At 66.0% G+C, this 808-nt stretch carries 1 protein-coding gene and 1 pseudogene; both read left to right on the top strand.

Annotated elements, in window-relative coordinates; translation table 11 throughout:
- Positions 1-585 (top strand): annotated as a pseudogene (locus JCM25156_RS29630) (glucose/galactose MFS transporter); the annotation flags it as partial.
- Between the two features lie 24 nt (positions 586-609).
- Positions 610-808: hypothetical protein (locus JCM25156_RS18845; protein ID WP_025814381.1), on the top strand; the 199-nt coding region annotated here is incomplete at its 3' end.

Genomic DNA, 808 nt, shown 5'->3' on the forward strand with positions numbered 1-808 from the left:
TCCGCCTTCGCCCCGCGCATGGGCGCGCGGGCATGGGCGGGCGTGGGTGTGGTGTTCGTGTATGTGGGGGCCGAAGTCATGGCGGGTGATGGCATCGGCCTTTACGGCGGGCAGGCCGGCCTGTCGCTGGGGCAGGTCCGGTTCCTGACCTCACTGACGCTGGCGGCCATGCTGTGCGGCTATGTGATCGGCACGGTCATGGTGCCCGCAATGTGTGGCCAGCGGGCCTATCTGGCGTTATCCGCCATCATGGGCATGGTGCTGTGTCTTGCGGCGGTGCTGGCGCAGGGCACGGGATCGGTCCTGTGCGTGGCATTGTTCGGGCTGGCCAACGCCATGATGATGCCAATCCTGTTCCCGCTTGTGCTGGGGCTGGCGGGGCCGTGTCGGCGTCAGGCCACGACCCTGCTGGTCATGGCGTTTTCAGGTGGCGGGGTGATGCCGCAGGTTTTCGCGGCCCTGATGCCTCATGTCGGGGTAAAGGCGGCGTTCATGGGGCTTATGATGCTGTCTTATAGCTGTATTCTGCTTTACGCGCTCATGTTGCGGCCGCGCGGGGCGTCGGGATGGGAAACCGTGGCATGATGCGCGCCCGTTATTGAGGAAAACATGACCACCATGCGCCTCGTCCGCCATTTCAGGTTTCTGGCCATGCTTGTGTGCGTGGGGAGCGCGCAGATTGCGCCGGGTTGCGGCCTTGCCGCCCCCGCGCTCATGCCGCAGCCGGTTTTCTATCAGCCCCGGCCCGGCAGTCCTGCATTGACCGGTGGCGTGCGGGTTGTCTGGCAGGGTACGCGGTCCGCGCTGC

It is taken from the genome of Komagataeibacter kakiaceti JCM 25156 (assembly GCF_000613305.1).